This window comes from Barnesiella sp. CU968, from assembly GCF_905219685.1.
GTDB lineage: Bacteria > Bacteroidota > Bacteroidia > Bacteroidales > Muribaculaceae > Lepagella > Lepagella muris_A.
This window is the reverse complement of the sequence record NZ_CAJMXD010000179.1, coordinates 1-5,864: the sequence shown is the minus strand read 5'-3', so window position 1 is coordinate 5,864 and position 5,864 is coordinate 1. Positions and strand designations below refer to the sequence as shown.

6 protein-coding genes are annotated in these 5,864 nt (G+C 46.3%); 5 read left to right on the top strand and 1 reads right to left on the bottom strand.

The features are described from left to right. Position 1 precedes the first annotated feature (1 nt). Genes JX312_RS08070 through JX312_RS08055 form a run of 4 tightly spaced genes read left to right on the top strand, consistent with a single transcriptional unit; the run spans position 2 to position 2,210 of the window. Positions 2 to 535, top strand: a complete 534-nt coding sequence (locus JX312_RS08070) for a sugar O-acetyltransferase (protein ID WP_204457649.1) — start codon at positions 2 to 4, stop codon at positions 533 to 535. 23 nt (positions 536 to 558) lie between these two features. Further along, the gene (locus JX312_RS08065; protein WP_204457648.1) at positions 559 to 1,383 is read left to right on the top strand and encodes a mechanosensitive ion channel family protein; all 825 of its coding nucleotides are present in this window, start codon (positions 559 to 561) and stop codon (positions 1,381 to 1,383) included. Positions 1,384 to 1,385: 2 nt separating this feature from the next. Then, entirely contained in the window at positions 1,386 to 1,787 is a 402-nt protein-coding gene (locus JX312_RS08060; protein ID WP_204457647.1) for a mechanosensitive ion channel, read from the top strand. A 24-nt stretch (positions 1,788 to 1,811) separates the two neighbouring features. Beyond that, a complete protein-coding gene (locus JX312_RS08055; protein ID WP_123405902.1) occupies positions 1,812 to 2,210 on the top strand; it encodes an FKBP-type peptidyl-prolyl cis-trans isomerase in 399 nt (132 codons plus the stop codon). Positions 2,211 to 2,219: 9 nt separating this feature from the next. Here the strand turns inward: JX312_RS08055 and JX312_RS08050 are convergent, their stop codons facing one another. After that, positions 2,220 to 4,361 (bottom strand): Tex family protein, encoded by a 2,142-nt coding sequence (locus JX312_RS08050; RefSeq protein WP_204457646.1) that lies wholly within the window; start codon positions 4,359 to 4,361, stop codon positions 2,220 to 2,222. A 430-nt stretch (positions 4,362 to 4,791) separates the two neighbouring features. On the opposite strand from JX312_RS08050, the gene JX312_RS08045 reads away from it, so the two are divergent. After that, the coding region (locus JX312_RS08045; protein WP_204457645.1) for a TonB-dependent receptor at positions 4,792 to 5,864 on the top strand (1,073 nt) is incomplete at its 3' end.

The following is a 5,864-nucleotide window of genomic DNA, read 5'->3' as shown; positions in this document are numbered from 1 at the left end:
AATGCTTTCCGGAGAGGTTTACGATGCAGTAAACCCGAGGTTTATTGAAATGCTTATGACTACGCGCGATAAGTTATGGGAATTCAATAATCTGCGTCCGTATGAAATGGATAAGATGAAGGATATCTTACGCGGATTGTTGGGTAGTCATGGCAAAAATTTCCATGTGAATCAACCCTTCAGATGCGACTACGGGTGCAATATTCATATCGGAGAGAATTTTTTCGCTAATTTTAATCTTACAATACTTGACGAGGCGGAAGTCAGGATAGGAGACAATTGTTTCATCGGACCGAATGTTAGTATTTTTACGGCGTGTCATCCGCTTGATGCCGCATCACGTGACACCGGAGTGGAGTGGGCGGAACCGGTGACAATCGGCGATAGCGTGTGGATTGGTGGCAATGCGACTATTCTGCCGGGTGTGACAATCGGTGACAATGTAGTGATTGGAGCGGGGTCGGTAGTGACCAGGAATATTCCTTCCGGAGTTGTGGTCGGCGGCAATCCGGCGAGAATCATAAAAAAGGTGTGACAAATCTGAAATAAATACCCGGAATGGAAAAGACCATCACATATTGGCTGACAAACGTCGGAGGAGAGGAGTTTTCAGGAAAATTCGGTTTTTCCATAACATTGCTTGCAGTTGTGTTTGTGGCGTGGATAGCTTATGAAGTATTCCGGCGTATTGTTTCTCCTATGATTATCTATCTCGCCGACAAGACACATACGGAATGGGACGACGATCTTCTGACACCGGAAGTGTTGCGGGCATTCAGTCAGATGATGCCTGCCATTGTCGTGGCATGGCTTTTACCTAAAATGTTTGTAAATCATGAGACTCTCTATATATGGATAAAGAAGCTGACCTTGTTTTATATAGTATGGTCTTGTGTCCATTTGGTAAACAAGGTGGTGGAGGCAATATTTCAGGCATTCGACAAAAGGGATTACGGCAAGGTGCATTCCCTAAAAGGGACATTCCAGATGTTGAAGCTTATAGTTATCGGAGTGGGAGTCATCACAGGTGCCGGTATTCTGTTTGACCGTTCTCCTATTGCGATTCTTACTGCGTTCGGAGCATCCGCGGCAGTGTTGATGCTCGTGTTCAAGGATACGATACTCGGACTTGTAGCCGGAGTGCAGCTTACAGCCAACAAGATGCTGCAGAAAGGAGACTGGATTATCTGCCAGAAAGCAGGTGCCAACGGTGAGGTTATCGATATATCGCTCACAACGGTCAAGGTGCGGAACTGGGATAATTCAGTGATAACGATTCCTCCCTATAATCTCGTAAGTGACTCATTTCAGAACTATCAGCCAATGAGAGCATCGGGAGGAAGAAGAGTTTCCAGATTCGTATATATAGATTCGTATATATAGATGTGAATAGTGTGAGATTTCTCGGCAGGGAAGAACTTGAAAGTCTTGCAGGTGAAAACATGATATTCGTTGATGAGATTTCATGTGGCGAACAGGTTGTCAATCTCGGTCTTTTCAGAAGACACATGGAAAAATGGCTCAGAAGCCGGGAGGAAATAATCGTAAAAAAGGGGAGAACGATGTTTGTTATGGTCAGACAACTGCAATCAACCCCGCAGGGCATACCGTTGGAACTTTATTTTTTTACCAACAAAACCGGCTGGGCGGATTATGAGGAGATACAAAGTGAGATATTCGATTATGTGTACGCGATAATCGGGAAGTTCGGTCTGAAGATATACCAGGCACCTTCAGGTCTTGATTTGTGTCGGCTGGATCCGGGTGGAAATTTGAAAACTTTTTAAACAGCTTCCAGGAAGCTTCTAATTATGGCAAAGCAGGAATATATACAGAAAAATCGTGAATGGCTGTCGGCAAAAGCCAAAGAACCCGGGGTGATGTCACTTGACAAGGGGATATACTATAAAGTGATAAAGAAAGGAAACCCGAAAGGGGCTATGCCGAACAGAGGAAGCGTTGTGACTGCGCATTATGTCGGTAAAACCATTAATGGAAAGACATTCGACAGCAGTCGCGGAGGAGTCGCTCCCGCTTTCAGATTGCGTGAGCTGATTCCCGGATGGGTCATTGCCTTGCAGCAAATGCATGTCGGGGATAAATGGGAACTGTATATTCCTGCCGAACAGGCTTATGGTTCCCGTAATATCCCCGGCATACCGGGCGGTTCCACTCTTGTTTTTGAAATAGAACTGCTCGGTGTGGCATAGTCAGACCGATTATACCATGGAGAGACTTATCCGTCGGCGCATGGAGTCGATTTCGATTACAGAGACTTCGACATGCTGCCCGAGTCGCAGAACATCTCCTACGGAATTGATGCGTCGTGTGGATATTCTGGAAATGTGAAGCAATCCGTTTTCCTTTATTCCCAGATCAATGAAGGCACCGAATGCTGTTATGTTGCTTACAATCCCAGGAAGTTTCTGACCTATACGCAGTTCTTCAAACGATTCGACACCGGGGGTGAAAGCTGTTTCGGCATTGTCAGTGCGTGGGTCGCGCCCGGGCTTTCTGAGTTCCTCGACAATGTCCGCGATAGTCTCAAGTCCCCCTAATCCTTTTGCCGAGAGTTCCGCCGGATCAATACTGTCGAGTATAGATGTATTTCCCGGAAGATCTTTGACCTTCACTCCCGCCAGTCTCGCCATTTCCTTGACTATTGCGTAGCTTTCCGGATGTATGCCGGTATTGTCAAGCGGTTCGGATCCGGAAATTATACGTAGGAATCCTGCCGCCTGTTCGAAAGCTTTGGCACCAAGTCTCGGCACTTTCTTAAGATCATTGCGCGTTGCGAAAGAACCGTTCTCAGTCCTGTATTTCACAATGTTGGCGGCTAACGCCGGACCAATGCCGGAAACATACGCCAGAAGGCTCGCGGATGCAGTGTTTACATCCACACCCACAGCGTTCACACAGCTCATCACTGTATAGTCAAGCGCGTTCTTAAGTTTTGACTGATCCACATCATGCTGATACTGTCCGACACCGATTGATTTGGGGTCTATTTTAACAAGTTCCGCAAGAGGGTCTAAGAGTCTTCGTCCTATGGAGACAGCACCTCTTACAGTCACGTCCTTGTCAGGAAATTCGAGCCGGGCTGTTTCAGACGCGGAATATACTGAAGCGCCATCCTCGCTTACCACGAATATCATGTCGGAAATCATCAGACCTGAATTTCTGATAAAGCGTTCAGTCTCTCGGGAAGCGGTTCCGTTTCCAATAGCGACTGCGTTCAGCCCGAAGCGGTCAATCATCCGTTTCAGAGTCTTGTGTGCGCCTTCGATGTCGTTTCGCGGAGGAGTCGGGTAAATAACAGCGTCATCAAGCAGATCGCCCTTCTCGTCAATGGCAACTGTCTTGCATCCTGTTCTGTATCCAGGATCTAAAGCAAGTATGCGTCGTCCCTTTAACGGGGATGCGAGAAGCAGTTGACGGAGGTTCTGTGAGAAAATATCGATAGCCACGCGGTCAGCTTCTTCTTTGAGTTCAGCGGAGACTTCATTCTCTACCGATGGTCTTATAAGACGTCTGGAGGCATCCGTCACAGCTTCGGAGACGATTTTGCGACATTCCTGCGATCCCAGACGAGAGGCATATGCTTCAGACAATGCATCTTCAAGTTGACCCCGGGAATCATCAAGGCTGTATTTTACCTTAATCATCCCTTCCGATTCTGCTCTTCGCAAAGCGAGATACTGATGAGAGGTGATTCTTCTTACAGAATTGGAGAATGCTGCGTATGCGGCATAGGGAGATGCTTTGAGTTCTTCATCCTTCTCCTTGACGGCAGTGCATACTATAGCTCCTTGCCGTCGGTATGTGTTGCGGGTCATGTTGCGGAGACGGGTTGATTCGGAAGCCCATTCTGCAATAATGTCGCGCGCTCCAGCCAAAGCATCTTCCGCACTGCATATGTCCTTGTTGCCGGTGAATCTTTCTGCCGAGCGGAGAGGATACGGCGCGTTGCCTGCCATAATGATTCTGGCAAGCGGTTCAAGTCCCCGTTCGCGGGCGATTGTCGCACGAGTCCTTTTTTTCGGTTTAAAAGGTGCGTATATATCTTCGACCTCGGTCATCGAGCGTGCATTGCGCAGAGATTCTTCCAGTTTAGCGGTCATGGCTCCTGCGGCAGTTATGGCATCTGCTACAAACTCCTTTCGGGTATATAGTTCCCGCACGCTTTTGAGTGTTGTCTCTATAGAGCGCACAGCAACTTCATCGAGTGCTTCTGTCGCCTCCTTTCTGTAACGGCTGATGAAAGGGACAGTCGCTCCTTCATCCAGAAGTTTTATCACGGCAGACACCCCTTTTTCATTCAATGAAAGGCGCGCAGCCACATCGTGTATTATATTATCCATTGTCATTTGTCAAGAAGCTGTTGAAAATACTTCCTTATGCAAATTTACACATAATCATCCAAAAAGCCAAAGACGGAAAATTCTACATTTCATAACGGATGCTCAATCGTAAGTATTTGTTGGAAATTAGCTTATAAGAACAACTCAGATATTTGATGGTGTGTGCTCATAAATAAGCGTTAGCGAGGATACGGAGTGGAGTCAACCGCATTGACCGGTATTCCATTCGCATTGACAGGAATGGTATGTTTTCTGCTTCTTTACCGTAAGTTCCGGACTCAGGGAGCATAGATGTCGCGATATAATATACATGCGCCGCGTGCGTTTAGATTGGTAGGGGATAAAGATAACTGACCACATGTTGAAAATTCGCGCATTTATAATAACTGCAATATCAATTATATCTTCATTGTCATTGTTTTCCGAGAATGTGAAGATTTCAGGAAAGATTGTAGACAATGAAGACAAGCCTGTCGAGTTTGCCACAATACGGGTGGCTGGAACAGCTATTGGCACCAATTCGGATCTTAAAGGGCAGTATAGCCTCTCTGTGGCACGCAAAGACACATTGGAACTTATCTATAGTTGCATAGGTTTCAAAACCGTCAATCATAAGCTGATAAATCCCAAAGGCGACCTGACGCTGAATGTACGTATGTATCCCAATGATGTTGAACTCAAGGAACTTGAAGTGCTTGGATTCAAGAATAATATCAACGGGATGCAGAGTTTCAACACTGAAAGCTTCAAACTTTCTCCTGATGTGTCAGGAGGAAGTGTGGAGGCAATGATTTCCACTATGCCCGGTGTGAACTCATCAAATGAACTGAGTTCGCAATATTCGGTAAGAGGCGGGTCGTTTGACGAAAATTCCGTATATATCAACGGAATAGAGATCTATCGTCCGCAGCTTGTACGTGCGGGTCAGCAGGAAGGCCTCAGTATTATCAACCCGGACATGGTGGGAAACCTCAAATTCTCATCGGGAGGTTTTCCGGCGCGTTACGATGATAAAATGTCGTCGGCACTCGATATAACTTATCGAGAGCCTGAAGCGTTCGAGGGAGCGGTTTCAGCAAGTCTTATGGGAGCATCCCTCACAATCGGTCAAAATTCAGGTAAATTCTCGCAATTACATGGACTGAGATTCAAGAAAAACAATTCCTTATTATCCTCAATGGATACCAAAGGGGAGTATGACCCCACTTATTTCGATTATCAGACCAATCTCAATCTCAAACCGAATGAGCGATGGACTTTTAATTTTCTTGGGAACATATCGCTCAATCATTATAATTTTACGCCTCATGACCGTGAAACAACGTTCGGAACAGCTCAGGATGTAAAGCATTTCAAAGTATATTTCGATGGCAGGGAACGCGACAAATTCGAGACATTCTTAGGTTCAGTGTCCGCATTGTACCGCCATAACCGCGCCACGAGTTTCATGATCGGCGCGTCAGGTTTTCTTACGAACGAACTGGTGTCGTACGACATATCGGG